Origin of the sequence: Sphingomonas sp. GC_Shp_5, from assembly GCF_026540855.1 — a bacterium.
Taxonomy (GTDB): Bacteria; Pseudomonadota; Alphaproteobacteria; order Sphingomonadales; family Sphingomonadaceae; genus Sphingomonas.
Genome location: NZ_JALNUP010000020.1, coordinates 1 through 25,660, shown reverse-complemented (window position 1 = coordinate 25,660; position 25,660 = coordinate 1). Strand labels below are relative to the sequence as shown.

Here is a 25,660-nt window from a genome sequence, read left to right as displayed (position 1 = left end):
GTGGCTCGCAAAAGGGATTGTCGAACGTTGATCCTTGATCACTTGCGTGGATAGATTTCGACGCTCCTTTTCATGCTTGGCGGGGATTGTGCTTCTGCCATGTGGCGCCATCGCTCAAGGGATGGACACCGGGAGTGCTGACCAGCACACGGTCACTGACACGGCCGGAGAACAGCTCGCTGGTGATGGTGATATCGTCGTCGTCGGGCGGCGTGTCCCTGGATCCGCAATCGGCGATGTCGAGCCGATCGCCGTGCTGGACCAAGACGCGATCCGCTCGATCGGGGCAACCAGCCTCAAAGCACTGATCGAGCGCCTGAAACCGCTGACCACGTCGACCGACGGCAGCGAACCAGTCTACCTGCTGAACGGCCGCAGAGTGTCGGGTTTGTCGGAACTGGACAATCTGCCACCCGAGGCGATCGAGCGGACCGAGGTGCTGCCGGAAAGCGAGGCGTCGAGGTTTGGCTTCCCGCCTACCGTGCGGGTCTCCAATTTCATCACCAAGAAGCATTTCCGCGCGGTAACGGTGCAGCAGGTCGCCGGCACGACGACGGAAGGCGGCGGTGGAACAGACTATGTGGAGGTCAACTCGACCCGTATCAATGGTCCGCGCAGGCTGTCGGTCAGCCTGTCGCATTTGCGACTAAGCCCGATTTTGCAGTCACAGCGAAGTATCGCTCCCGATCCGGACGCGCTCTACGCTGTTGGCGGCACCGTCACGGGCATCAACGGTGGCAGCATCGATCCGGGGCTCGATGCCTTGGCCGGTCACCCGGTCACCGTCTCCCTATTGCCCGACAGCGCCGCGGCCCGACGTAGCTTGGCCAGCTACCTGACCAGCCCAAACACGGCGGCCGTCAGCGACATCGGCGCGTATCGATCGCTGCAGCAGCGGTCCGACACCGTCGACGTGAGCGCCACCCTGGCATCACCGATCGGCAAGTCACTGGACGGATCGCTCAATGTTTCCATGGAGGCGCAGGGAAGCTCGGGCGTGAACGGCCTCGCCCCGGCCGTTCTGCAGGTGCCGGGTGGCAGCGGCAATTTGCCATTTGCCGACGACGTGCTGGTGTACCGCTATCTGCCCAATGCGGTGCTGCGTCAGCGCAGTGCCAGCCTCAATCTTCACGTTGGCGGCACGCTGCAAGGGGGCATCCGCCGCTGGGCGTGGAACGTGACGGGCAGCTACGATCGCCTGCGGAGCAACAGCCGATCGGATCAGGGCGTCACGCTCGATGGCCTGCAAGCAGCCGTCGACGCCGGGGCCGATCCGCTGACGCCGCTCGGCGCGATCGGCGCCGGCAACCGACTGGTCGATCGGAGCAGCACCGTCACCGGCACGTTCGTCACCAAGGCGGTTGCCACCGGTCCGTTGCTGCGGCTGCCGGCAGGCGACGCGCAGATGACCGTGTCGGCGGATTACGCCCGGTCGAGCAGCACCGGCGAGCAATCGTTCGTTCCTGCCGAGCCCTTCGACTTCGTGCGCACGACGAAGACGGCCAGCGTCAGCGCCAGCCTGCCGGTCGCGTCCTCCGATCAAGACGTCCTGCCCTTCCTCGGCCATCTGGCGCTAAACGGCATGGTCGGCGTGGCCGATGTGTCCGGCTATGGCCGCCTGACGAGCTCGAGCTATGGCGCGACCTGGACACCGGGGCGCCTGATCCAGTTCTCCGCAACGATCAGCGATGCCCTGACGCCACCCGATATCACGCTACTCACCAGCCCCGTCGTGACCACGCCCAACACACCGTTCTTCGATTTCACCACAGGATCAAGCGTGCTCGTCACCACGCTGATGGGCGGCCGCGCCGCGTTGCTGCCCGAGCGCCGCCGTCGCTCTCAGTTCGGCGTTGCGCTGACACCGATCAAGGGCAAGGAGCTGCGCCTCAGCGCCGACTATATCGACACCCGCCTTGCCAATCAGACGGCGACGCTTGGCAGCGCGACCACGGCCTTCCAGACCGCCTTCCCCGGTGCGTTCGTCCGCGACGCCTCGAATCAGCTCGTCAGCGTCGACCTCAGGCCCGTCAACATCGACAGCGAGCATGAACGCCGCATCAGGCTGGCGTTCAATCTCTCCACGCCGATCGGGCGAGCGCCTCCACCTGCGCCGGTCCCTGGTGCAGCACCTGCCACGACACCGCCGCCAAAGCCGCCAAAGCCGCGCCCGACGGTAAGCGCGACCGTGACCTCGACGGTACGCCTCGACGACCGGCTGACCCTGCAGCCGGGATCGGTGCCGCTTGATCTGCTCGGTGGAGCGACGCTGACAGGCGTTGGCGGCAAGCCGCGATGGGAGACTGAAATCGATTTTCGGGGAACGGCCGGGCCGCTGAGCCTCGGCCTATACGGCAGACTGCAGGGTCCGACACGCATTCGCAGTGACCTTGCTCAGTCAGACCTGTTCTTCTCAGGGAGAATCTGGCTGATCCCCTATAGCTCGCTCGACGCCGGAAAGCTCGTCGATCGACCATGGGCGCGCAACATGACGCTGTTCTTCACGATCGAGAACCTGCTCAACGATCGGGTCGATGTGCGCGACCGTACCGGCGCCACGCCCAACCGCTTTCAGTCGGCCTATCAAGACCCGCTCGGGCGATCGGTCCGGCTCGGCGTGCGCAAGCAATTCTAGCGACGAGGTGAGATCGCCAAGATCACGCCTTCATGCGACCGCTCATCGAGCCGATGTCACGGCTGAGTAGCAAAGCGTAAGGGCTCCTGAGGCGCGATCAGCATGGCGGACGGCGATCCGGCTTCAACTACGACCTGATCCAACGGGATCGCATCGAGCGGCGCCGTCGCAGGAAACACCTGGACAAGATGGCGTCCGGCAGTCGGCAGAAGCTGCTTGGGCACTGGCAGCGGTTTGCCGCCGAGGTCAGCTAGCCATGCTGGTCGGCCGTAGCGATACTCGCGTCGTGGGTGCACGACTTGGAGGTCAACCGCTCCAGCATATTGGCCGAGCACCAGCGGCTTATCTCCCTCGAACAAGATGCCGTCTTGGTTATTCACCCGGGCAACCGCGAGATAGTAAGACTTGCGGGTAGCTGCGGGAAATTCGGTTACGGTCGTCTGATCGATTGTTAGCGGATCGATGCCCGTCATCCGCTTTAGCCGCGCGGCCATCCATTCGATCTTGCCACCGTCTTCCTCCTTGAGCGCAGCCTCCGCGACATGGCTGTAGCCGACATAAATCAGAAGCTTGGCCGTGGGCAGGCGGCGGTGGATCGCGACGAGATTGTCCGCCTCTGCCTGTTCCCGCGCTTCGATGCTCTGCCGACGCCCCAGATCGCCCTTGGGTCGTTGCTGACTGTTCTGTTCATAGGATACAGGTTGATACCCGATCACCAGCGCGTTGCGCAGGAACGCCGCGTACACCGGGTCGCGAGTGTAGAAGCCGGTGCTAATCCGCACCAGGCGATCGCGGGCGAGCCGCTCCACGACAGTCGGCTTACCGCCATAGGAAGGCTCGTTGTCGAACGTCTCTGCCGCGAGCACCGAATAACCCAGCGGACGCAGCGCCTGGGCGACCCGCCATGCGAAGTCACGGTCGCGTGGGCTGCTATGCGCTTCGTTGAGGATCACAATGCCGGTATAGGCTGCGCGGCGAACAATTTCTGTGATCGCGTCGCGCGAAACCGAACCTGCGATTGCCTTGTCCCAGCTGCTGTCGGCGACTCCTGGCGGGCGGGCTTTGTCGAGCGTCGCAAGATCAAGTTCATTGGTAACTGTCGAGCTGACCTGTTCCCACATCTGAAAGGCGTAATCGTCGGTGGCCTTACCGTCCTTATCGAACGCCGCGGCCGATAGCCTATGTGTCGCCTCGAAATAGCGGCCCTTGTTGTACGCCTCCATAGCGGCGTCCACCCGTTTAGTTGACGGGGACACCTGCGCCAGCAGCGGTGTGGAGAACATGATAGCCAGCGCTACTCTAAACCTCATCCGCTGGCACCTCCTGATCCATGCCGAAGCTGAACGATCGTGAAGCGCGCGTCTAGATGTCACCGATTTGGTGACGCAGATTTGCTATGGATGCTTTACTGAGAGACCGACGGCGGGCTGCCCGTGGGAGCAATAGCCTCTCAAGATTGGAGAATGTGGGCTTATTGATCAGCAGCTTGCCACCCCGGTGACATGGGCGACCAAGACTGTTTGCTGGAACCCAGATGGTGATCCTGGCACGAGCCCGACCAGGCAGGAGACGGCTTGGCGCCGCCCCCTGCCCGTCATCGGCCGGACTGATCAGGCGATGGTCGGGATCATCCCACCCTCGACCCTGATCGCGGCGCCGTTGGTCACCGCACCAAACGGGCTGGCGAGCAGCGCAACCTGGGCGGCGACCTCGGCAGGATCGATCAGGCGGCCGAGCAGCGACAGCGGCCGGTGTCGTGCGAAGAACGCCTGTTCGCGCGCCGCATCGTCCATGCCCTCATCGGTGACCACCGAGCGGATGAAGTCGCCGATGCCTTCCGACTGGGTCGGCCCGGGCAGCACCGAATTGACGGTAACGCCGGTGCCGCGGGTGCGTTCGGCAAGGCCGCGCGCGATCGCCAGCTGCGCGGTCTTGGTCATGCCGTAATGAATCATGTCGGCGGGGGGGCAGCAGCCCGCTCTCGCTGGCGACGAAGATGATCCGCCCGCTGCCGCTTGCCAGCATCTGCGGGAAATAGTGCCGCGCCAGCCGCGCCCCGCTGACGACGTTGACCTCAAACAGATGATGCCAATCGGCGTCGGCGATGTCCTCGAACGCCTTGGCTTCATAGATGCCGAGATTGTTGACGAGGATATCGACGGTCGGCACCGCCTCGATCAGTTGCGCCGCGCCCGCCGCCGTCGCCGGGTCGGCCAGCACCGTCCGCACCCGGGCGGCGTCGCCGATCCGCGCCGCCGCTGCCGCCAGCTTGTCGGCACTGCGTCCGCAGATGATCACCTGCGCGCCTTCCGCCGCCAGCCGCTCCGCGATGGCAAGGCCGATGCCCGCGGTGGCACCGGTGACCAGCGCCGTCTTGTCCTCAAGATGCAATTCCATGGATAGCCCTTCCGTATCGGATGATCTGCCCAGTTAGTGCGCGATCGCGGACTTACCACCAGCGCTCGTTGGTCCGACCCGGCCGTCAGCCGTGCAAATCCTCGACGAAGGCGGTACCGGTTCTGGCCCGCACCTCGTCGACAGTGACTCCCGGCGCCAGTTCGACCAGCCTGAGGCCGGGCTTGTCGCACGCCAGCACGCACAGATCGGTGATGATCAGGTCGACGCACCCCCTGCCGGTCAGCGGCAGGCTGCAATGCTCCAGGATCTTAGGCTCGCCGGCCTTGTTGGCATGGTCCATCACCACCACAACGCGCTTGACGCCGGCGACGAGGTCCATCGCCCCGCCCATGCCCTTCACCATCTTGCCGGGGATCGTCCAATTGGCGATGTCGCCGGCCACGCTCACCTCCATCGCGCCGAGCACAGTGAGGTCGATATGACCGCCGCGGATCATCGCGAAACTGTCCGCGCTCGAGAAGAAGCTCGAGGTCGGCAGCGCGGTGATGGTCTGCTTGCCGGCATTGATCAGGTCGGGATCGGCCTCGCCCTCGTACGGGAACGGTCCCATGCCGAGCATGCCGTTCTCCGACTGCAAGGTGACGTCGACGCCGGCGGGGATGTAATTGGCGACCAGCGTCGGGATGCCGATGCCGAGGTTGACGTAGAAGCCGTCCTGCAGCTCGCGCGCCGCGCGCTGCGCCATCTGCTCGCGGGTCCAGCTCATCACACAGTCTCCCGCTGGCGGACGGTCAGCTTCTCGATCCGCTTCTCGTTGACGGTGCTCAGCACGACGCGGTCGACGTAGATACCGGGGGTGTGGATGCAATCGGGGTCAAAGCTCCCCGCATCGACGATCTCCTCCACCTCGGCGACGGTGATCTTGCCCGCGGTCGCCATCACCGGGTTGAAGTTGCGCGCGGTCTTACGAAACATCAGATTGCCCGCCGGATCGGCCCGCCACGCCTTGATGATCGACAGGTCGGCGCGCAGCCAGCTTTCGCGAACATAATCCTCGCCGTCGAATTGCTCCACCGGCTTGCCCTCGGCGACCACCGTGCCCACCCCGGTCTTGGTGAAAAACGCCGGGATCCCCGCCCCGCCGGCGCGGATGCGCTCGGCGAGCGTGCCCTGGGGCGTTAATTCGAGCTCGAGCTCGCCCGACAGATATTGCTGTTCGAACAATTTGTTCTCGCCGACATAGGAGGAGATCATCTTCGCGATCTGCCGGCTTTCGAGCAGCATCCACAATCCGAAGCCATCGGCACCGGCATTGTTCGAAATCACCGTCAGCCCGCTGACGCCACGCGCGCGCACCTCGGCGATCAGGCTTTCGGGGTTGCCCGACAGGCCGAACCCGCCGGCCATGATCGTCATCCCATCGAACAGCAGCCCGTCCAGCGCCGCCGCGGGCGTCTCCACCACCTTGTTCTTCATCAACGTCCATCCTCTCGCCGGGCCATCGCTGCTCGGTCGCCCGCTGCTCTAGCGCCGCCGCGCTACCAGAACCAGCTTGCGACCAGGCAAGCGGTCGCCGCAAAGGTCGCGGCGGTGGTCGCCCAGCCGACCACGTTGAGCAAGCGGCCGTTGCGCCGCTCCCCCATCATCCCGCGATCATTGGTCATCAGCATCATCATCAGCAGCAGCGGCGGCACCGAGAAGCCCTGGACGATGCCGGAGATCACCAGCGCGCGCATCGGGTTGAAGCCGAGAAAGTTCAGCCCGGCCGCGATCACCGTCACCACCAGGATCACCGCATAGAACAGCTTGGCCTCGCTCACCCTGTGGTGGAGCGTACCGTCCCTGCCGATGCCCTGGACCAGATCATAGGCCGCGCCGGTGGTCATCACGGGGACCGCGAGGAAGCCGACGCCGACCACGCCGAGCGCGAACAGCCATTTCGCACCCGCGCCGGCGAGCGGCTCGAGCGCCTGGGCTGCCTGTGCCGCGCTGTCGATCTGGGTGATCCCCTGCGGGTGAAGCGTGGTCGCGGTGGAGAGGATGATGAAATACAGGATGATGTTGGCGAAGATCATCCCCGTCATCACGTCGCGCCGGGTCCGCGCGAGCTCGCCGCGGCTCGCCCCGCGCCGCTGGCGGGCGGTTTCCTTGCCCTCGTCGATCTGCTCCTCCACTTCCTGGTTGGACTGCCAGGTATAGACGTAAGCGGACAGCGAGGTGCCGATGCAGGCGACCACCATCGCCAGGAAATCGGAGGAGAAGGTGATGTTGGGCGAGACGGTGGCGCGCACCACCTTGATCCAGTCCGGCTTGGCGAGCACCGCGGCGATCACATAGGCGAACAGCGCCAGGGTAAGCCAGCGGAACACCTTGCGCAGCATCTCATAGCTGCCGAAGAACTGGAACAGCATTACCCCGATCGCGACCAGCACCACGATCAGCGGCACGGGGATCGGCACCAGCAGGTTGATCGCCGCGCCGACCCCGCCGAGGTTGGCGGAGGCCTCGATGACATTGCCGGTGAAGGCGCCGAGCATCAGCGGATAGAGCAGCCAGCGCGGGTAGCGATCGCGCACCGCGGCGAACAGACCCTTGCCATAGACCCGCCCGAGCTTCGCCGCGAGATAGGTGACGACGAACATCATCGGCAGCAGCACCGGGGCGATCCACAGGAAGCCGAGCCCGAACTTGGCGCCGGCGCTGGCATAGGTGCCGATCGCTGAGGGATCGTCGTCGGCGGCGCCGGTGATGATGCCGGTACCGAGCGCGCGCAGGGCCCCGCCCTGTTTGGCTTGGGCGTCTTGGCCGTCCTTGCTCTTCGCCGTCACCGAACCTGTCATGATGCTCCCGCCCAATTGCATGCGATGCAAACAGCCGCACACTGGGTTGGTTCATCGGCGATCGGCGCCAGCATGCCGATGAATGGCTCAACGGCGCGGAAGTTGACGCAGATCAGCTATGATGTTGATTTAAGACGAGATATCTCCGGCGCGGATGAGCTGGTGCGCCCCTGCGTCGCCGAGCGGCCGGTGTTCGCACCATATCCACCGCCGGCGCACGCAGGCAATAAAAAAAGCCCGCTAACTCTAGGAGTTAGCGAGCCTTTCTACTCTGGTGGGCGTGGCAAGGATTGAACTTGCGACCCCTGCGATGTCAACGAAGGCGATAGTCCGGTTTCCCGCCGTTTTCTGACTTTCACCGCCTCCGTTGACCCCGCAAAAACCCGCGGAAAACCGTGCGTGAGATCGGCCAACGCCGAACTCGCGCCGAACGCCCCCAGCAACATCTAGGCGTCCCGCACGCCTCCACATCACGTAAGCGCGCGGCTGTCGACACCGATTCAGCCGACGCTTTCGTGCGCCCATCGACTTCCCTGCTGGGGGCCGAACGATGTCGTTTACCCGTTCACCTGCTGCCGCACCGAACGCGCGCCAGGTTAAGTCTGTTCTCAAGGGCGCCGCTGCCTCACTCAGCGGCAAGAAGCGCGGCGCCGACGGCGCGGTGCGCCGCAATAGCTACGACGTCGATGACAACCGCGCGAAGCCGTGGCGGCCGATCGGCGACGGCACGGTGACCGGTGCCCTGGACTGGATCGACGCGCTGATGAAGACGGCGCGCGAGTACGATCGCATGCACAAGAAGCCCGGCCAGCGCGGCGGCGGGCTCGGCGGCCCGTTCGTCATAACCGTGCTCGAGGCGCTGCTCGGCCGGCGCGGCACCATCGGGATAGACTTCAAGTCAGGACGCCTGGATCCCGCTCTCGACACGCTACAGCGGGTGACCGGCTTCGCGCGGGGCACTATCGTTCGCGCGCTGGCAAAGCTGAAGGAGCACGGCTTCCTGAGCTGGGTCCGGCGTTCGCAGAAGACCGGCAAGGAGGGCGAGCTCGGCCCGCAGCGCGAGCAGGCCAGCAACGCCTACTATTTCGACCTGAAGGCGATGAACAAGGCGGTGCGCCAGCGGCTGCGTGACCTGATCAACGCCCGCCGGCGTCGACGCGACACGGAGCGCGCCCAGGCCGCCCCAGCTGCCCTGGCAGCGACTGAGCCTGCCACTGCCCAAGATCCTGCCCTGGCGGCCGTCCTCGAGAGGGTTCGCGCGTTGGTCGATAACGCGAGTTCACCGAACGCTCTCTATCAGGCCTCAGGGGTTAAAGGATGAAAGGAATGGGATCGCTGAAGCGATCCCATGCGTGAATTCGCACTCCCCCACGCCGAAACGGCGAGCCCCAAGCACCCGATAGCCAAGACCCGGCTGTCGGAACGTGGCGGCTTGCGCCGCCCCGCGGCTGCCTAGTGGGGGAGGAGCACGAAGCGTGCCACACTCCCTCAAGGTTCGGGGTGTGACGGCGCCTGGCCTTGGCTCGTGCTTGATTGAGCCCGCTTTTCTCTAGGCGAGGTGACGATGGCGCTCCCGACATCCTCGATAGAGTGGTGCAGATTTGACAGCATTTCGCTCATCGTGAGGTGAGCTGAGTCCTTTAGCCGGGGCTCAGGGCGGCTGTCGTTGTGCTTGTTCTCAGGCATGGTGCCACACTCCGGTTCTCCGGAGCAGACCGGACAACGGCGTATCCCTACACCAGAACACGACGCCTTACCGCTGCTATTGCTCGGCTCGACAGGCGCTTGATCTTTTTACTGCCAAACACCTCGCGGCGCACACGGACCCACTACGCGGTGTCCGGCCGGGTCGGCCGCCGAGTTTCGACCCCCCGCCCAGTCAGGCTGCGGCCGCCGGCGCCGCCGGCGCCGGGACCAGCTCGTCCGCCCAGGCCTGGAACAGCTGGGCGCGGCGGGCGAGCTGCTCGCTGCGGTCATAGGCTGCAGCCACCTTGTCCTTCGGCGCGTGGGCGAGAGCGCGATCGATGGCGGTGTGATCGCCCGGGCAGCGCTCGTTGAGGATCGTCGCAAACGTCGCGCGCCAGCCGTGCGGCACGTGCCGGCCGGCGAAGCCCGCGCGATCGTAGAGGGCGCCGATCGCCGCCTCGCCAATCTGGCCGCCGGCGCGACCGGGGAAGATCAGCCTGTGCAAATTTGCATCCGTTCGATGCATATTTCGCGCGACGCGCAGCAGCTCCACCGCCTGGCGCGACAGCGGCACCAGGTGATCGTTGCGGGCCTCGAGCTTCTTCGCGGCGGCGAGCTTCATGCGGGCGGCCGGGATCCGCCACAGCGGCGCCTCGCCGTCGAGATCTTCAATCTCCTCCCACCGCGCGCCGCGGACGGCCGCCAGGCGCACCGCGGTCAGCGCCAGAAAGCGCGAGGCGAGGTTCACCGCCGGCGCGGCGTCGACCAGCTCGGCCGCGGCGAGCAGCTCGCGCGCGCCTTCGATCTCGAGCAGCGCTGGATGGTGGCGCGCCGGCGCCGGCGGCATCAGCGCTCGGCCGACGATCGCGGCAGGATCCTGGTCGACCAGGTCCTCGGCCATCGCGAAGCCGAACACGGCCGAGATCCGCTGGCGGACGCGGCGCGCCGTCTCGAGGCTGCCGCGCTCCTCGATAACGCGCAGCGCGCTCAGCACCACCGGCACGGTGATCGCCTTGATCGGCATGGCGCCGATCGCCGGGAAGATATCGCGCTCGAGGCTGGCGAGGACGTCGCCGGCGTGCACCGCGGTCCAGCGCCGGCGCATGTGGGAGTGCCAGCGCCCGGCAATCGCGTCAAATCGAGCTTGCGCAATTTCGCAAACTGGCGCCTCGCGCGGATCCTCGCCGCGATCGAGCCGCTCGCGCGCCTCGTCGCACCGCGCCCGGGCGGCGTCCAACGACACTTCGGGAACGGTGCCGAAGGTGAGCAGCTGCTCCTTACTCTGCCACCGGAAGCGCATGCGGAACGACTTGCGGCCGTTTGGCGCGACATAGAGGTGGAGGCCGCCGAAATCGGCAAGCTTATAGGCGGCCGCGCGCGGCCGCGCGGCTTTAACCGCGGCGTTGGTCAGCATATATAATACCTGCAAAGGGAGGGTCGACAATTGATTGGAGCGAGAGGCGTTCAGCCAACGGAATTCGAGAGGTTAGCTCTCTTCGGCATCCCAAGTGCCGCAGTCCTCGGGTTCACGCTTCAGCCGGTTGTGGCGATTGCCGACCCGATAGCTCTGTTGATCACAGGCGTGCTAACCGCGATGTTACTCGTGGTTTTCGTGCGCTCCTTTGTCGTTGGGCAAATGAGTGACCGTGACGAGGAAGTTGCAGGCCTGATCGTTGTGGCGGCGTTTATCTCTGTATTGATAACTGTAGGAAGCGCATGGTGGGAGCATAGAAAAGCGGATGCAATCTGCGCTCAGCTGCAGCGTGTGATGCTCTTTGAGCACCGCGTTCGGAAGGATGTCCCAGAGATTTTCCGGTCCCTGGGATGCAAGATACAGACGTGATCGCGGCTGCGAACTCCTCCGCCGCACCCACGCATTTCAGCCGTTTTTGAGCAGATGATACCCGCAGCTGGCTCAGTCAGTACCCGCAGCCAGAGCGATGTCCGCTAACGCCCACATTCAGCCATTGAGCGGCCGCAGGTTGCGTCCTGAAAGCAGACGCAATATCAGAAGGGCGCTGGTACTTTGCGCGTGACGACCACCTGCGATAAATGCTTCAAATCAAAGCGCACTTCGGTGACAACGTCGCCCGGCACACCCAACCAAATTCTAACTTCGTCGGCATCTTGGGTGATTGCCCAAGGCGCCAACGTGCGTAGAGCTGCACTGATGGCTTTGTTGCCTTTGCACAGGCCGGACGATGTCGTGTCAGCACATTTATACTTCGTCCGACTTGCTACAGCGCTTACTTGTCTGAAACCTGTGAGTGCCTCCCACCCTTGATCTACACTGATGCCAGGGTTCAGATGCACGTACTCTCCTGACGGGCAGACATTTCCCAGGATCCAAGAAATCTCACGCGTGGGGTAAGTGCCAATTACCGTAGCGGCGCTGATGTCTGCGCCTGGTGCCGCCTGGAACTTCACGGTCCAACGCGTTCGGACACACCCCGGACCGGTTGCAGTAGGCCGCTCTACCAGCTGCCCGTCTATCATGCCTGGAGCGTTCATTCCGCCAGTTGGCGACTCGAACGCCTCGATCGGACCATGCTGCTGATCGCGCAGAATGACGTCGCCGGCCACGACGGGCGGCATCGCTCGGATTTGCGCTAGCGAGACGGTATCAGTGGCTTGCGCCAGTAGAAAAGCTAGAGTGATCACCCGGCGTTCCTCATTGTGCGGCAGCTTCCATGCATTTGGCCGCCGAAGGCCGCTAGACGGAAACTCACCAAAGCCAATCATTCACGCCTGTCGGTTCAAGCTATGAGCCATAGATGATGTAAATTCAAAAGATTAGATCTGCGCTGATGTTTTTGACCACATCGCTAACAGGCCTCGACCAGCGACCGCGATACCGCCTAGAAAGCGGTAAGGCGGAAACTGAGGAACGTTAGAATGGTGCGCTTTGCTGCGGTCGGTGTCGTAGGTTTGGCAACGCTTGGTATATTGACGGCGATGGGCGTTGCCGTCTCGCCTGCGGCTGTTGGTGCAGCGACGGGTTTGCTTGCCGTTATGGCTCTCGGACGTAAAAAGAGCGAAGCACCTCGCTAAAGACTGGCTCGCTCGGAGTACCCGGATGCCTGGATGGGGTTGATGCAAAGATCATAGGTTCTGCGTCATGCTGGCAACCGCAGCAATCGGGCCGCTTCCACTATGCATAATGCCGATGCACGTTGCTGTGGAATGCGCCGATTACGGCCACAACGGCGCTACCTTCGGAACGCCAGCTAGCACTTATCCCGCTTCGAAAAGCCGCCTTTCCGCTTGCCACCAGGTCGAGACATTCGCGACCGGGAAAGCGGGCGCCGAAAGCGATCGGTCGGCTTGCGCCCAATCTCATCTGTTCCGAAGCTTACGCTCCGGCGCTAGAACCGGACGTTCGTAGATGGAGCGAGATGTGCCCAAGGATCCGTGGCTAAGCGCATTTGGTGAACCTTACGACCCCCGGCCCGCGATAGAGGCTTGGCGTGCCGGACAGGCCGAGGATGCCGCGCAGGAACTATGGGATAAACTCTACCACCAAGGGACCGTCAATTCGGCCTCGTATGCGGCCGTCGGCGAGATTGTCTTGATGATGCAGGAGCAAGCGGAGCCAGATTGGAACGCTTACTCGTTGGTGGCGTCAATTGAGAACGGTCGTTTGGCCCAGGGAAACCCACCGGTCCCGCCCGAACTCGAGCAGGATTACGAAAACGCGTGGGCTGCTATACTCCCGATAGCATTACGACACCTTGGAGAAGCACAGGACGATCTTGTCGTCAGGGGCGCTCTGGCCGTCGTTGCCCATGCCAAAGGTCAACATACGCTGGCGACCATCGCGCTCTGTACAGAGGACGAGCGGGTAGAAATGCTAGTCGGGTAGCGTCCGCTTTGCCTTCCGTTGTCCCGAAAGCAGCCGGACCGTTCACCACCAGATCGCGACATTCGTGGACCGAAAAGCGGATCCCGAACCTGACAGGCCGAAAGCGCCCAAAGTCGGTCGTTCAGAGTGGTAACGATCCATTCCAAAAGCAGCCACTCTGCATCACGAGCGGGTGACTGCAATCCAAAGGATCGGGCTTGCTATGACGCTAAAATAAGCCGCGATAGCGAGCACCCGCAGGCGGCTTTCATGTAAACTTGCCCAGATGGTCATGCTGATCGCAAAGATCGGGATTACGACAATCGCGAAAATCCAGCTAGGCTGGCCAAGTGGATGCGCTCCCATTGAACCAGCAACTTGCATCGCGCCAAATGAAAGCAACACTACCCCGCAGGCACAAAGACTGGCGGCGACTTTCGCGATATGAAGCGGCGTCATGCTTTTGAGCATTGGAACGGTTTAGCGAGACGCCTCGCAGGTGTCTATGGGAACGACTGCTATCGGTCTTTCCGCTCCAAAAGCCGCCTTCAGCGGCTCCCGATGATGTGCTTGATCGTGAGCGTGGAGGCCTCGCCAAGAAAGCAGATTTGCGGATCGATGCCGGAAAATGACAACGTGAACATGTCGAGGTAGCCACGGTAGTTCCGGCCTATCCAGCACCATCCGAGGGCAGAACCAATGGCGTTGGCAATCTCCGCGACTTCAATCCAGTCGCTTGCAAGATCGGAGGCATCTTCCAAGGTGACGACGACTTCATCGGTGTTGGGATCAACCCGAAGCACGACGGCACGATTATCGATCACAAAGGCAATGGAACCCCAACCGGCATGCCCATCTCTGCGTCCCACGACCCCGCTCACCGTTCGCCCGTGAACGTCCTTATAGTCGAATTGGAGCATCGTGCGGTCAGCCATGCGGCCCTATAACCCAACAACGGAACGTCAGCTAACCACCAGATCGCGACATTCGTGGGCCGAAAAGCGGACCCCGAAACCTGCCAGGCTGAAAGCGCCCAAAGCCGGACTTAGCTCGCGGATCTTCAGATCTTGAAAGCGGACGTTCCGGAGACTGTTCGAAGCGCAGGCGCTACCGGTCGCCAAGCCGGGTCCGAGAGAGGCGCTCGACATCAGCTTTGCGGCCAAGTGTTTCGATCGAAAGGCCGTCAACGTGTGGAAAAACGCTTCGCATTTATCGGAAGTTAAGAGGCGCGCCCTACCGCTCGCACGATGAGGTTTCTGAAGCCTCAGCGTTGTTGCGTTGCGAGAGCCGTTCGATGTGCCGCGATCTAGTTTGCCGTTTGAAGCTGCTGAGCAGGAACCTTGCTCGCGACGTTCGCGGAAACGTGACCATGCTGACGGCGGTATTCGTCATCGTGCTGTTGGCGGTCGTTGGGTCCGCTATCGACCTCGGACGGGCCCACGCCACCCGCACTCGCCTGCAGCATGCATGCGATGCAGCCTCGCTTGCTGGTCGTCGCGCCATGACCACGAGCACCGTGGATGACACGGTAAAGGCCGAAGCGTTGAAGTTCTTCAACTTCAACTTTCCGCAGCGCGCGTTTGGTACGTCGACATTCACGCCCAGCGTATCGAGCCTATCGGGATCGACGCAGACGGTTGTAATCACGGCGGCCACGACGTCTCCGACTACCGTCATGAAGTTTTTCGGCTTTTCGTCGATCCCACTGAACGTGACGTGCAATGCCAAGCAGGACTTCGTCAACACGGATGTCGTACTGGTACTTGATACCACCGGCTCCATGGCTGACAAGGCGTCCAGTACGGATACCAGCACCAAGATCGTCGCTCTGCGCAAGGCAGTGCTGGCGCTCTATGATCAGCTCGCGACGGTTCAGACCAACCTCGAAGCGTCCGGAATGCGACTTCGCTACGGCATTGTGCCATACGCCAGTACGGTAAACGTCGGATCCGCGATAAGTGCGGTGAACGCCAGCTATCTTGCTCAAACAGCTAAATACCAATCTCGCCGCGTGGCCACCGCTACCTCCAGCTCGTCCGCATGCGATGGAGTTTACGGCAGCTATAACAGCAATTCACGTGTCTGCACGTATTTCATTTATAACCAGTACTCGTACGACACTAGCAAGTTCGTAGCTGGATCATCAGTCGATGTCGCGCCGTTCATCGGAACATCGACTTATTACAGCTCCGGGCGCTCGCAGCTATATGGCCTCACCCCAACTAATCAGGTCGCAAATAAAACGACGTGGGGCGGTTGCACTGAAGAGCCTGTGACGGTTGTGATGTCGGCGACCGCCACCAGCATTCCGGATGGCGCTAATGATCTCAACATCGATCTGATCCCTGCAACGGATGATCAAAAATGGCGGCCGTACTGGCCGGAGGTGGAGTTCACGTCCTACCGAAGTAACATTTACTCCGCCGATCTCATGAAGCCGCAGTACGCCTGTCCCACGGCGGCCGCGCCGATGAAGGCATGGTCCCGCACTACGCTATCGACATACCTGGACGGCCTGAACCCGGATGGCGGAACGTACCACGACTTCGGCATGATGTGGGGAGCACGTTGGGCCTCATCGAATGGCATCTTCTCCGCCAACAACCCCTCGACGTACAACAGCATGCCGGTCAAGAAGTACATCATCTTCATGACGGATGGTCTGTTCGATACCGGCTACTCGACCCTATACTCCGGGTACGGCGTGGAACAACTCGACGCGCGGGTGACTCCTGGCGGCTCGTCGTCAAACGAGACGGACCAGCTTGCTCGTCACAAGCAGCGGTTCAATTTGCTGTGCTCCAAAGCCAAGACCATGGGATATTCCGTCTGGGTTATTGGGTTCGCAACCACGCTCGACGCCAGCCTGACCAATTGTGCCAGCAGCGCAAGCCAAGCCTCGACCTCGGCCGACTCGGCCGCCTTGCTTTCCAAGTTCGTCGAGATCGGCAAGAATATCGGCGCTCTGAGGTTGACCCAGTGAGAGGCTGGTCCAGTCGGCTGCTGAGGGAGAACCGCGGCGTCACAATCGTCGAGTTTGCGATTGTTGCGCCATGCCTGATGCTCATCATGATGGGCCTTCTGAGCCTAGGTCTTCGGGCTTACATAGGTATCCAGCTGCAAGGAGCGCTGGAGCAGGCTGCACGACAGGTCACCGTGGGGACCACCACTACCACCGCGATGGTGACGGCCTCGGTCAAGGCGCAGGTAAACCGCATTATGCCAAGGGCGTCGGTGACCGTCGTGCCGACCAGCTACTACGACTTCGCCCACGTCGGAAAGCCCGAGCCAATCACGACCGACACGGCTCCACTGGGCACGTACAACACGGGTGATTGCTTCCAGGATCTGAACGGCAACGGCACATGGGACGCGGACGCTGGCTCGTCGGGGACCGGTGGATCTGACGACATCGTCTACTACACCGCGACATTGACCTATGCAGATCCACTGCCGGTTAAACGCCTTTTAGGCTTCCCGGCAACCACAACGGTGAGCGGCACAACGATGATGAAGAACCAGCCGTACGCCTCGCAATCAGAGCCAGCGATCGTATGCAGCTAAATTGCCAGACGCTCATCGCTTGTCGCAAAGCGAGATTGATGGCTGTGGTCGCTGACGGTGCTGCTAACCGCTCCGGCTTGGCGCTTGTCGAATTTGCGTTCGCTCTGCCGCTACTCCTGATCCTCGGCCTTGGCGGCATCGAGACCGCTCACTTCATGTCCGCCAGTCTTCGGCTCTCTCAGATCGCCATGACCGTAGCCGACAACGCGGGCCGAGTCCGCACCTCTATCGATGAGGCCGACATCAACGAGTTGATGGTCGGCGCTAAGAAGATTGGCGAGCCAATATCATTTTCAACGAGTGGTCGGATCATCCTTTCGGATCTGGAACAGAGGACCAACGTGACTGGTGGCGCGACCACGGTCACGACTGACAATCCGAACGGATATCGCCAGTGGATACGATGGCAGCGCTGCGCAGGCGCGCTCAACGTCACGTCCTCCTACGGGGTGCCTCTGAACAGCAGTGGTACGGCCGTGACCAATCTGGATGATAGCACTAACACCGACCACGGTGCCGTGGAGACCAAGTCCCTCATCCTCGGCATGGGGTCATCCACTAACATGATCGCTGCTTCCACCGGAACCGCCGTCATGGTTGCCGAGGTAGCATACACCTACCAACCAGTAACCCCGATCGGCCTGTTCAAGGGATGGACCATCCGCCGACTGCAGGCCTTCAACGTTCGTCAGAGAACCGACTATGTTGTGCGAAACGACGGCGCATTGTCTGGCACCGGTCGATCGGACTGCAAGCTTTTCAACAGCAGCGTTCCGACCTAACGGAAGCCTCTCTAGAGGCTACTCCGGTCCACTTCCACCGCCAGCCTGTAGGTGAGACTACGTCGTTCAAAAACGATGTTCAGGCGTGGTAGCGGAAGCCCCCTAAGCTTTTTGCGCAGATTCGAGACGTGCGACTTTGTGGTCTGAATTGACGAGTCCTCCACATCAATGCCGAGGTGTTTCGCCAAGTCTGCGGTCCTAATGCGCCGATCAACGCCTCCGGCCAACCTGTCCAGGATTGCCCGCTCCGTCCGCGTAAGGTGGATCTGATGCCCATTAATGGCGACAAATTCCTCACCAATTTTCAATTCGACACTGTCGGTATCTCGTTGCTCGCCATTCGCTTTGATCATTGTGTCTGCCCGGGCCTTGATCACCTTTGCTGTCAACTTAGCCGCGCGTTAGCACCACGAGAGCAGCGTACAACCGAAGCAAACGCTTTCAAGTGACGCGGCGGCTGAACACGGACAGCTTCTCCGGCCTGCTGCGTCAGCAATACAACACAATAGCTGGCGATGTCACCTCCTCGATACGCCGCCTCAAGGCGGCTCGCTTCTATGGTGCTTATCGCGACAGCCGTCTTTCCGCCGTCGTAGGGATTGATGTAGGCCCTTGGCCTGCCCCGAGCCGAGTAAACTCCTTCGTTTTGGAGGCGATAAAGTAACGGGTGCCAAGGTGAATTCGTCCCGGCGAAATCAACAAAGCCCGCCGCACGTGAAGCCCACGGCTCCGCGAGCAGCGCTAACAAGCATCCAAAAGCCAAAACGACTGACAGAGCCAAGAGACGGCCAACAAGACCGTTGTTGGCCGCACGGACCAACCGGACTCCCGCCGTCGCACTTAGCGACCCACCTGCAGCTGCGAAGCCGAAGCGAAGCGTGTCTGGAGTCGGCGTGATTAATTCTGAGCAGGCCAGTAGCGTCCAGGCCATATTTGCAGCGATTAGACTAACGGCCGCCACAGCAATGACCCGGAAGTAACGCGATAAGGCTTGGTGAGCACCATTTGTGAGTTCGGCATCTTGCATGCACCAGCGCTCCGTTCGTCAAGATCATAGCGGTAGAGAGTTAACGTCCGCTAATGCGCACGGTGACATCAAAGCAGCCGTTCCGCTCACCACCAAAGTCGGACATTCAGCGGCTTGCGGCGGAGACATCCCCCGTCGCGCGGGCGCGCATGCGACCACGGCTTTGATCGCCGCGGATCTAAGCATAAGGTGCAACGATGGTCAGGGAGGAAGAGAGTCGACGGCACTTCCGCGACGCGGAACGAGCCTTGCTGGGGAGACGCTGGACAGCCGGCCAAGCTAAGGCGCTGATCAGGCTGATCAAAATCGGTTGCGAGGCACTCCCCGCCCGCTCGTCTCCCGAGGAGTTCTGGCGCAGCATGATGGAAATTGGCGCTATTTCAGCCGACGAATACGTCGAAGTAACGGGTCATAAATCGGTGATCAGTAGGGATTGAGCCTTGGCGCCTGGCCCGGCCGCCTTGCGAATAGCCGGGCCCACCCGCCAATGATGGCGGAGATGCCCTCCGCCCTGATCCGCGCGAACACACGGAAAACTGCGCCGTTTGGGCCTCTGGCCGGGGCGCGATACCCCGGCCGATACCCCTGCTCAGCGCGCCTTGTTGCGGATGATCAGCTCGGTGACCTTCGCGCCGGCGCCGGTCGCCTTGGTGCCGATCGTCCAGGTGGTCTCGACCTCCTGGATGTCGAACCGGGCAAACGCCTCGCGCACGAACGGCGTGTCGTTGATCGAGATGATGAAGTCGCCGGCGATCACGGCGAGCTGCTCGGCCATCGCCAGGTAATCGGCTCGGCCGAACTCGACGCCATAGCCAGTGGTCTCGTCATAAGGCGGATCGAGGTAGAACAGCGCGCCGGCGCGATCGTAGCGGCGGATCACCTCGGCATAGGGCAGCTGCTCGATCTGGACCGGCTCGAGGCGGCGACTGAGCAGCTTCAGCTCCCCGCGCAGCTTGGCGAGGTTGAAGCGCGACGGCACGCCGGCGCTCACTCCATAGGTCCGGCCGATCACCTTGCCGCCGAAGGTCAGGCGCTGGAGATAGAGGAAACGGACCGCCCGCTCGATATCGGTGAGCGTGGTCGGATCCACGCGCTTCTGGCGGTCGAACTCCTCGCGGCTGGCGCTGAGCCAGCGCAGCTCGTCGACGAACGGCTCGTAATGCCGGCGCACGACGCGGAACAGGTTCGCGACGTCGCCGGACAGGTCGTTGATCACCTCGACGCTCGGCTGGCGCGATCGGCGCAGGAAGACGCCGCCCATGCCCACGAAGGGCTCGATGTAGGATTTGTGCGGTATCTCATCGATGATCGCGCAGAGACGCGCGGCCAGGTTCCGCTTGCCGCCCATATACGGGGCGACGGGGCGGGATACGGGTGCAGGGTGCATGCTTGGAGTTGGCCTTCATGACGAGGCACGGGCTACGCGCGCCATGATGGCCGCCGATCGACGCGATCGGCGGAGCCCCGGCCATCGGCCGCGGGATGAGGTGAGGCGCTCGAGGCGCCGGATCTGGGTGGCCTTCGGAGATACGCTGGCGAGAGGCCCAACCTCCACCCGGGCGGACCGGGCGGTTAGCCGCGCAGCAGTAGGCAACTGCGCCCTGCGTATTCCCCGAAGGTCTTTCATTTCGCAGGCCACCCGGCGAACCGGTAGCCTACTGTTCCGCGCGCGCGGGCCCGACGTCGCGGCTAAGCTCAGCCAGGCGACGCGGTAATGCCACGCCGGCCGCGCCGGCGAAAGGCTATGCCGGCCGATATTCTCTGAGGATCAACGCGCCCATGGCGCACTTGCCGCTCTCCGAGGTATTCGATGGCGCGGTGTACCAGGTCCAATAGAGCTGGCCGTTAGGGGCGGGCAGCACCTTCGACGCGACCGCCTTCCGGCTGGTGTTGAAGCTGATGTCGAGCGTCAACGGCAGCACCACGTGACCAGGATCCCCGACGTCGAAGGCCGTGATGCTGCCCGCCTCCTGCCGGCTGCCGTAGAACTCAACGTCATAGGCGTAGCCGACAACGGCGCCGGCGATCGCATCATTGATCGGATAGCCCGCATAGTTGGTGTGGTTGGAGATGTTGACGTTGTCCGGCAGGTTGCCGCTGTTCGACGGGTTCGACATCGTGCCGTAGCCGTTCGCGTCCGCGGTGTTGCCGGTGCGGGCTTTGAGATAGAACGGGGTGCGCGCGGAGCTTGTCGACTGCGGCGACTGATCGTCGAAGAGCCCCAGGCTTTCTGTCGTCTGGTCGCTGTGGAACCGCTGGTTCCAGCTCGGCGTGGAGTTGCCCGGCGGATCTTGCTCAAAGTCGATCTTGATCACCCGGCCGGTCGCCACCCAACTGCCGTTCGGCTGTGGCGCCGGCATGATCGTCGTCGTGTCAGGACCCGACGGGGTGGGGGTCGGCGTCGGCGTGGGAGAAGGCGTCGGGGTGCCCGTCCCCGAGGTCGGTGCCTCCGGCAACGTGTCGGCGATGGTGGCCATCGCCAGAGCCCGGGCGGAGCAGGTGCGCATCGCATAATAGAGCGCCGGGTGGAGCTGGATCATCGAGCCCTTGGCCTGGGCATAGATCTTGTCTGCCATCTGCGTCTCGAGCGCGGCGAGATCTAGCACGTCCTGCTTGTATAGGGTCATTATCGTGCCCCCTTAGCTCGCAACTGCGACCCGCCACGTCAGGTGCTCTCCGCCTGACGTAGGAGCGATGAACTCGATCGCCGCCACCCCGCGCGGGGTCCCGCCCTTGAGCCAGAACGACATGACGCCGTCCTTGTGCTCGATACGATCGACGACCAGCAAGGGATCGGTGCTGGTCGCTTCGATCTCTCCCACGATCTCCTGCCCAGCTAGATCCTGACGCCAGTCCGCGTCATACCGGCGTTCCGCCGCAGGTGGTTTGATGATCGACATGATGGTGCCTTTACAGATGGTGAAATGCCGCTGACGTACCGGAACGGTGAAGGCGCGCTGCTGCGCAGGGACAACAAAGTAGTTGAACGGCGCAACGACCACCGGCACGCCAGCACAGGAGAGCGTCGCCGATTGGGGCGTGAGGGCGAATCTCCCCGGCCGCGCCACCAGGCGGCGGTGGACGCGCAGCGCGATCGGCGCAGCGATGATCGCGAGGGTCCCGGCCTCAGCATGGAGCTGGCGGCCGACCGCGCCGATCTCGCTGCCGGCGATCGCGAACGCTTCCGCCTCGAGGCGGAAGCGCCGGTGCGCGCGTAGCGTCACCGGTGAGCTGGTGAGCGCCAGCGCTGCGCCATCGGCGACCAGGCGCCGGCGGGTGACCAGCTCCGTTCCCTGGCCGGCCAGGATCAGCTGGCCGGTCTCGGCCATCCAGGAGCGCTTGCCGATCTTGGTGAAGCTCGCGTCGGTGCCGACCAGGTGGAGGCTGCCGGCGTCGGCCGCGAGGCGGCGCGCATAGATCGCCTGGCTACCGCCCCCGGCGAAGCTGAAGCTGCCGGCGCCAGCGCCGAGCACCCGCGATGGCCGCAGGATCACCGGCACGCCGGCGAGCACCAGCGCGCCCTTCTCTACGACCAGGCGTCGACCGTCGCGCAATGCGACATCGCGGCCGGCGATCGCCAGCCGGCCGGCGTCCGCCGGCATGGTGAAGCCATGGAGCAACGCCGCGGGCTTGCCACTGATCGCCATCGCCCCAGTGCCGGCGCTGAGCGTCGGGCCGCCCGCCACCATGGGCGGACCGCTCTTGCTCGGGTGGTCGGCCGCCAGGTCGCCCTGCACGCCTGCACCCCAGGCAAGATAGCCCTGGAGGTTCTGGACGTCGGCGACGCTCAGCGCGCCGGCATAGATGACGAACTCGCGTGCCGCGCCGACCAGGTTGCGGTCGTTGAACTTGGGCCGGGCGAACAGATTGCACTGCTGAGCGGTGTTGGCGGAGATCGTGACGGTCGCGCTCTTCTCCGCGATCCCCACGTTCTTCATGGTGACGATCTGCGGCTGCCCCGCCGCGGCGCCGGCGCCAACGGCTATCGCTACCCGGTATCGGTCGAGAGTCGCGAACTCGCTGTGGATCTCGGTGCCGGCGAAATTGCCGATGATCCGGTCGTTCTTGAACTGGATCTGGTGGCAGGCGGAATAGTCGTCACCCCAGCCGAACGACACGCCCTGGTCGTTGCCGCTGGTGGGTGCCGCCACAGCAGCCATGGTGAAGGCGGCGCTGCCCGAGGGGAAGGTCGCATCGCTAGAGATCTTGAGGCGCTGGGTGCCGGTGTTGCGCGCCTCGGGCTTGCCGTTGATCGTCGAGCTGGCGTTGTACGTCAGCCGCTGCGCGGCCGTTTCCGCCTGCGCGTATGTCCCGCCGACTTTGGCATTCCAGCGGTCGATCGCGCCGCTGATCAGGCTCAGCGTGCCGGCATCGTCGATCGTGAACCACCCGACCAGCTGAGCCGACGTTGCGTCGGCCGGTATCCAGGGACGTGCCATATCAGCTCCCAGCTGGTCGGTGAGCGATCACGAACGCCGATCAGGCGTCCGTGGCATCCTCGGTGGGCTCGCCGGTCTTGCCGCCGAGTGCGCGCGAGATCATCGCCGCTTCCTGGTCGATCGCGAGCAGATCAGCTTCGACCTCGTTAATCTCGGCCGCCTTGGCAGAGAGCTGTTCGTCGGCCTGGCGCGCGATCGCGTCGCGCTCTTCGCGCAGCGGGCCGGACACGGCGATGATGCTGGCGCGCTGCGCGCCCAGCTCGGCGAAGCGGGCGCGCAGCGCCGGAGGGGAGAGGTCCATGGGCATGCTCCTGTTACGCCAGCGTCAGCACGCCGGTGGTTTCGTTGAAGTCGATGGTGAGCGTCTCGCCGCTGGCGCCGAGCGTGATCGGCGAGCCATAATCCCAGAAGCCGATCAGGCCGCCCGAGGTGGCGTTGTAGAGCACTGCCCATTCGAACGGGCCGACCGCACCGCCGCTGGAGGTGATCACGGTGTCGGCGGTCACCAGCTTGTAGGTGCCGTCGGTCTGGCCGGAGGAAGAGACCGTCGCCTGCGGACCGCCGGCGACATAGCCGTTGCCGGCCGCGATCTCGGTGATGTCCGCCTTCACCGCGTTGGTGACGAGCGGCTTTGTGTTGGTGAGCATGATCCGCAGGGTGTCGGACTGCAGGTTGTGCTGCTTGTGGGCGAGCGCCTGCGGGAAGATGTTGAACTTCGTGAATGCGACCATCAGGCGTCTCCTTCTGGGTAGTGGAAGTCGCCCTTGCCCTCGACCGTTTCGAGGAAGGCATAGGCGGTAGTTTGCAGGTCAAACTTGGGGCTAATCCTGCGGCGAGCGGACGTCGGTTCTTCGCCCGGCATTTGCACGCGAACCGACCATCGCTTTCCGTCAAGCGACACAAAGGCTCGGCCACCGAAGGGCACGCGCGGAGGTTGCTTGCCCACCAGGCGGGCGAGCCAGCCCACTATTTGAACCCCAGCAGCTTGAGCAGCGCTGTCGCGATCGTCAGCAGCGAGGTCTGCTTCACCTGAGCGACCACCTCCTCGACGACCATGCCGGCGAACTGCTCGACATCGGCGACGACCGCGGCGAGCCCGCCCTTGGCGACCTCGTCCTTGATGACCGGCACCAAGGTGGCGATCACCTGCGCCTTCTTCTCGGCGCCGGTGAGGGTGGTGCTCTCGATCGCGTTCACCGCGGCGATCGCGGCATCGCCGATCGGATTGCCCGCCTCCGCGACCGCGGCGACCGCGCGGGTGAGAGCCGTTGCGGCGACGGCGATGACCGCCTTACGGGTGATGGTGAAGCCGAGGAATTTCATGAGTGTTCTCCGTTGGGAAGGGTGTCAGGCGGGGAGCTGGATCAGGCACTGCGCGCGCTCGCGCTGCCTTCGGGCGGTGAGGCCGGGCACGACTTTGCCGCCCGCCTTGTTCCAGACGAGGAAGCGGTCGCAGGCGCGCTGCCAATCGCCGCGGTTGAAGCGATCCGCGATGCTCGAGCCGCAATAGCCGCCGACACCGATGTTGAAGGTGATGCGCGTTGCCGCGGCGAGCTGGTTGGGATGAGTGGCGAGCACCGGCGTGCACCGCAGCACGCCGTTCAAATGCTCCTGAGCATCCTTCGTCAGCAGCGTCTCGCATTGGGCGTCGGTGCGGCGCGTCCCGACCTTCACGTCGGGTCCAGTGTGCCCGTAACAAGCGGTCGGCACCTTCACCATGTCGAGGTAGTCGACGTTGCGCTTGCCTTCGTCCGGCTTCAGACCCGCGACAGCCAGGGCGAGGGCCGCGGCGATCGCGGCGGCAGCGCTGCCCCCAGCGACGGCGGAGCCGGACGGGACGCGCGGGTTCGGCGCCGCGCCCGGCCGGGGCGGCTTGGCAACGTCGATCATGGTAATGACATCCTCGGTTGATCTGTTAGGCGGCAGCCAGGGCGCTCACGCAGGGTGAGCGCCTCGGCGCCCCGTCATCCCAAACGCTGGCGGGGCGCGTTCCAGCCGGATTCAGCGTCGCCGCGGCGCGCAGCGCGCCATCGCGGTGATGCGGTTGAGCTTCCGCCAGACCCTGGCGGGCAGCCGCTGATGCAGGACGTTGACCAGCAGCGAGCCCTTGTAGATCAGCAGCGCCAGGCCGAGCGCAGCGCCGGCCGCGGTCGCGCCCGGTGGGGATGCCTCGTCAAGGTGCCAGGCGAGCAGAAAGCGGCTGCCGAGGAAGATCAGCACCGAGGCGAAGCAGAAGAACACCGTCAGCAACCAGCGGGGAGCCTGGGGATAGTTGGCGACCTTGGGTTCGAGCAGGAAGTGACGGACGAGACCGCATCCGCCTGCCAGCACCAGCGAGATCCCTGCAACGAGGGAGTTCGAGATGGTCATTTTGCACCTCCGATGAGAGCCCGGAACAGGTTGGCGATGTACTCGACCACGAGCGGGGCGAGCGTCTTGACCAGCGGCTGGGCAACCGGGTTGACCAGCAGGCCGATAGTAAATGCGA

At 63.5% G+C, this 25,660-nt stretch carries 26 protein-coding genes and 1 pseudogene; 8 read left to right on the top strand and 19 right to left on the bottom strand.

The annotated features are described in order from the left end of the window. Nucleotides 1-121 precede the first annotated feature (121 nt). Nucleotides 122-2,635 carry a TonB-dependent receptor gene (locus OXR60_RS14990; RefSeq protein WP_267396741.1) on the top strand — a complete coding sequence of 838 codons (2,514 nt, stop codon included), beginning with the start codon at nt 122-124 and terminating at the stop codon, nt 2,633-2,635. Between the two features lie 56 nt (nt 2,636-2,691). Here the strand turns inward: OXR60_RS14990 and OXR60_RS14985 are convergent, their stop codons facing one another. The 5 genes and pseudogenes from OXR60_RS14985 to OXR60_RS14960 all read right to left on the bottom strand — a co-directional run bounded on the left by OXR60_RS14985 (nt 2,692) and on the right by OXR60_RS14960 (nt 7,833). Then, entirely contained in the window at nt 2,692-3,918 is a 1,227-nt protein-coding gene (locus tag OXR60_RS14985) for a hypothetical protein (RefSeq protein WP_267396740.1), read from the bottom strand. A 327-nt stretch (nt 3,919-4,245) separates the two neighbouring features. Continuing rightward, nucleotides 4,246-5,032: pseudogene (locus OXR60_RS14975) on the bottom strand (SDR family oxidoreductase). Between the two features lie 85 nt (nt 5,033-5,117). Then, a complete protein-coding gene (locus OXR60_RS14970; protein ID WP_267396739.1) occupies nt 5,118-5,759 on the bottom strand; it encodes a 3-oxoacid CoA-transferase subunit B in 642 nt (213 codons plus the stop codon). Beyond that, nucleotides 5,759-6,469: a CoA transferase subunit A gene (locus tag OXR60_RS14965; RefSeq protein WP_267396738.1), complete on the bottom strand. Its 711-nt coding sequence runs from the start codon at nt 6,467-6,469 to the stop codon at nt 5,759-5,761. The genes OXR60_RS14970 and OXR60_RS14965 overlap by 1 nt, the downstream gene beginning before the upstream one ends. A 62-nt stretch (nt 6,470-6,531) precedes the next feature. Next, the gene (locus tag OXR60_RS14960; protein ID WP_267396737.1) at nt 6,532-7,833 is read right to left on the bottom strand and encodes an Nramp family divalent metal transporter; all 1,302 of its coding nucleotides are present in this window, start codon (nt 7,831-7,833) and stop codon (nt 6,532-6,534) included. Between the two features lie 72 nt (nt 7,834-7,905). Between OXR60_RS14960 and OXR60_RS14955 the strand changes: the two genes are divergently transcribed. Together OXR60_RS14955 and OXR60_RS14950 are read left to right on the top strand one after the other, a co-directional pair. Beyond that, nucleotides 7,906-8,127 (top strand): hypothetical protein, encoded by a 222-nt coding sequence (locus OXR60_RS14955; RefSeq protein ID WP_267396736.1) that lies wholly within the window; start codon nt 7,906-7,908, stop codon nt 8,125-8,127. A gap of 256 nt (nt 8,128-8,383) precedes the next feature. Further along, complete coding sequence (locus OXR60_RS14950; protein ID WP_267396735.1) at nt 8,384-9,154, top strand: hypothetical protein; 771 nt, start codon at nt 8,384-8,386, stop codon at nt 9,152-9,154. A 558-nt stretch (nt 9,155-9,712) separates the two neighbouring features. On the opposite strand, the gene OXR60_RS14945 is transcribed toward OXR60_RS14950, so the two are convergent. Together OXR60_RS14945 and OXR60_RS14940 are read right to left on the bottom strand one after the other, a co-directional pair. Then, on the bottom strand, nt 9,713-10,933 hold the full coding sequence (locus tag OXR60_RS14945; RefSeq protein ID WP_267396734.1) for an integrase arm-type DNA-binding domain-containing protein: 1,221 nt from the start codon (nt 10,931-10,933) through the stop codon (nt 9,713-9,715). A 593-nt stretch (nt 10,934-11,526) separates the two neighbouring features. Then, nucleotides 11,527-12,180: a hypothetical protein gene (locus OXR60_RS14940; protein ID WP_267396733.1), complete on the bottom strand. Its 654-nt coding sequence runs from the start codon at nt 12,178-12,180 to the stop codon at nt 11,527-11,529. A 736-nt stretch (nt 12,181-12,916) separates the two neighbouring features. Between OXR60_RS14940 and OXR60_RS14935 the strand changes: the two genes are divergently transcribed. Then, on the top strand, nt 12,917-13,381 hold the full coding sequence (locus OXR60_RS14935; protein ID WP_267396732.1) for a hypothetical protein: 465 nt from the start codon (nt 12,917-12,919) through the stop codon (nt 13,379-13,381). Between the two features lie 162 nt (nt 13,382-13,543). Here OXR60_RS14935 and OXR60_RS14930 read toward each other — a convergent pair whose 3' ends face one another. Continuing rightward, nucleotides 13,544-13,831 carry a hypothetical protein gene (locus OXR60_RS14930; protein WP_267396731.1) on the bottom strand — a complete coding sequence of 96 codons (288 nt, stop codon included), beginning with the start codon at nt 13,829-13,831 and terminating at the stop codon, nt 13,544-13,546. A gap of 77 nt (nt 13,832-13,908) precedes the next feature. Next, nucleotides 13,909-14,295, bottom strand: a complete 387-nt coding sequence (locus OXR60_RS14925) for a DUF6334 family protein (protein WP_267396730.1) — start codon at nt 14,293-14,295, stop codon at nt 13,909-13,911. Nucleotides 14,296-14,729: 434 nt separating this feature from the next. On the opposite strand from OXR60_RS14925, the gene OXR60_RS14920 reads away from it, so the two are divergent. From OXR60_RS14920 to OXR60_RS14910, 3 genes are all read left to right on the top strand, one after another. After that, a complete protein-coding gene (locus OXR60_RS14920; RefSeq protein WP_267396779.1) occupies nt 14,730-16,343 on the top strand; it encodes a pilus assembly protein TadG-related protein in 1,614 nt (537 codons plus the stop codon). Further along, nucleotides 16,340-16,924 (top strand): TadE/TadG family type IV pilus assembly protein, encoded by a 585-nt coding sequence (locus OXR60_RS14915; protein ID WP_267396729.1) that lies wholly within the window; start codon nt 16,340-16,342, stop codon nt 16,922-16,924. Before OXR60_RS14920 ends, OXR60_RS14915 begins: the two co-directional genes overlap by 4 nt. A 77-nt stretch (nt 16,925-17,001) precedes the next feature. Then, nucleotides 17,002-17,706 (top strand): TadE/TadG family type IV pilus assembly protein, encoded by a 705-nt coding sequence (locus OXR60_RS14910; RefSeq protein WP_267396728.1) that lies wholly within the window; start codon nt 17,002-17,004, stop codon nt 17,704-17,706. Between the two features lie 11 nt (nt 17,707-17,717). On the opposite strand, the gene OXR60_RS14905 is transcribed toward OXR60_RS14910, so the two are convergent. Beyond that, complete coding sequence (locus OXR60_RS14905; protein ID WP_267396727.1) at nt 17,718-18,083, bottom strand: helix-turn-helix domain-containing protein; 366 nt, start codon at nt 18,081-18,083, stop codon at nt 17,718-17,720. Between the two features lie 847 nt (nt 18,084-18,930). On the opposite strand from OXR60_RS14905, the gene OXR60_RS14900 reads away from it, so the two are divergent. Continuing rightward, nucleotides 18,931-19,170 carry a hypothetical protein gene (locus tag OXR60_RS14900; protein ID WP_267396726.1) on the top strand — a complete coding sequence of 80 codons (240 nt, stop codon included), beginning with the start codon at nt 18,931-18,933 and terminating at the stop codon, nt 19,168-19,170. 152 nt (nt 19,171-19,322) lie between these two features. On the opposite strand, the gene OXR60_RS14895 is transcribed toward OXR60_RS14900, so the two are convergent. The 9 genes from OXR60_RS14895 to OXR60_RS14855 all read right to left on the bottom strand — a co-directional run bounded on the left by OXR60_RS14895 (nt 19,323) and on the right by OXR60_RS14855 (nt 25,542). Further along, complete coding sequence (locus OXR60_RS14895; RefSeq protein ID WP_267396725.1) at nt 19,323-20,081, bottom strand: DNA adenine methylase; 759 nt, start codon at nt 20,079-20,081, stop codon at nt 19,323-19,325. Nucleotides 20,082-20,475: 394 nt separating this feature from the next. After that, entirely contained in the window at nt 20,476-21,360 is an 885-nt protein-coding gene (locus OXR60_RS14890) for a hypothetical protein (protein WP_267396724.1), read from the bottom strand. A gap of 12 nt (nt 21,361-21,372) precedes the next feature. Beyond that, nucleotides 21,373-23,172 (bottom strand): hypothetical protein, encoded by a 1,800-nt coding sequence (locus tag OXR60_RS14885; RefSeq protein ID WP_267396723.1) that lies wholly within the window; start codon nt 23,170-23,172, stop codon nt 21,373-21,375. Nucleotides 23,173-23,212: 40 nt separating this feature from the next. Beyond that, a complete protein-coding gene (locus tag OXR60_RS14880; RefSeq protein WP_267396722.1) occupies nt 23,213-23,473 on the bottom strand; it encodes a hypothetical protein in 261 nt (86 codons plus the stop codon). Between the two features lie 13 nt (nt 23,474-23,486). Next, nucleotides 23,487-23,903, bottom strand: coding sequence for a hypothetical protein (locus OXR60_RS14875; RefSeq protein ID WP_267396721.1), 417 nt, complete (start codon nt 23,901-23,903; stop codon nt 23,487-23,489). Continuing rightward, the gene (locus OXR60_RS14870; protein ID WP_267396720.1) at nt 23,903-24,139 is read right to left on the bottom strand and encodes a hypothetical protein; all 237 of its coding nucleotides are present in this window, start codon (nt 24,137-24,139) and stop codon (nt 23,903-23,905) included. The genes OXR60_RS14875 and OXR60_RS14870 overlap by 1 nt, the downstream gene beginning before the upstream one ends. Continuing rightward, the gene (locus OXR60_RS14865; protein ID WP_267396719.1) at nt 24,139-24,495 is read right to left on the bottom strand and encodes a hypothetical protein; all 357 of its coding nucleotides are present in this window, start codon (nt 24,493-24,495) and stop codon (nt 24,139-24,141) included. Before OXR60_RS14865 ends, OXR60_RS14870 begins: the two co-directional genes overlap by 1 nt. A gap of 24 nt (nt 24,496-24,519) precedes the next feature. Beyond that, entirely contained in the window at nt 24,520-25,062 is a 543-nt protein-coding gene (locus tag OXR60_RS14860; protein ID WP_267396718.1) for a lysozyme, read from the bottom strand. Between the two features lie 111 nt (nt 25,063-25,173). Next, nucleotides 25,174-25,542, bottom strand: coding sequence for a hypothetical protein (locus OXR60_RS14855; RefSeq protein WP_267396717.1), 369 nt, complete (start codon nt 25,540-25,542; stop codon nt 25,174-25,176). Nucleotides 25,543-25,660: the final 118 nt, after the last annotated feature.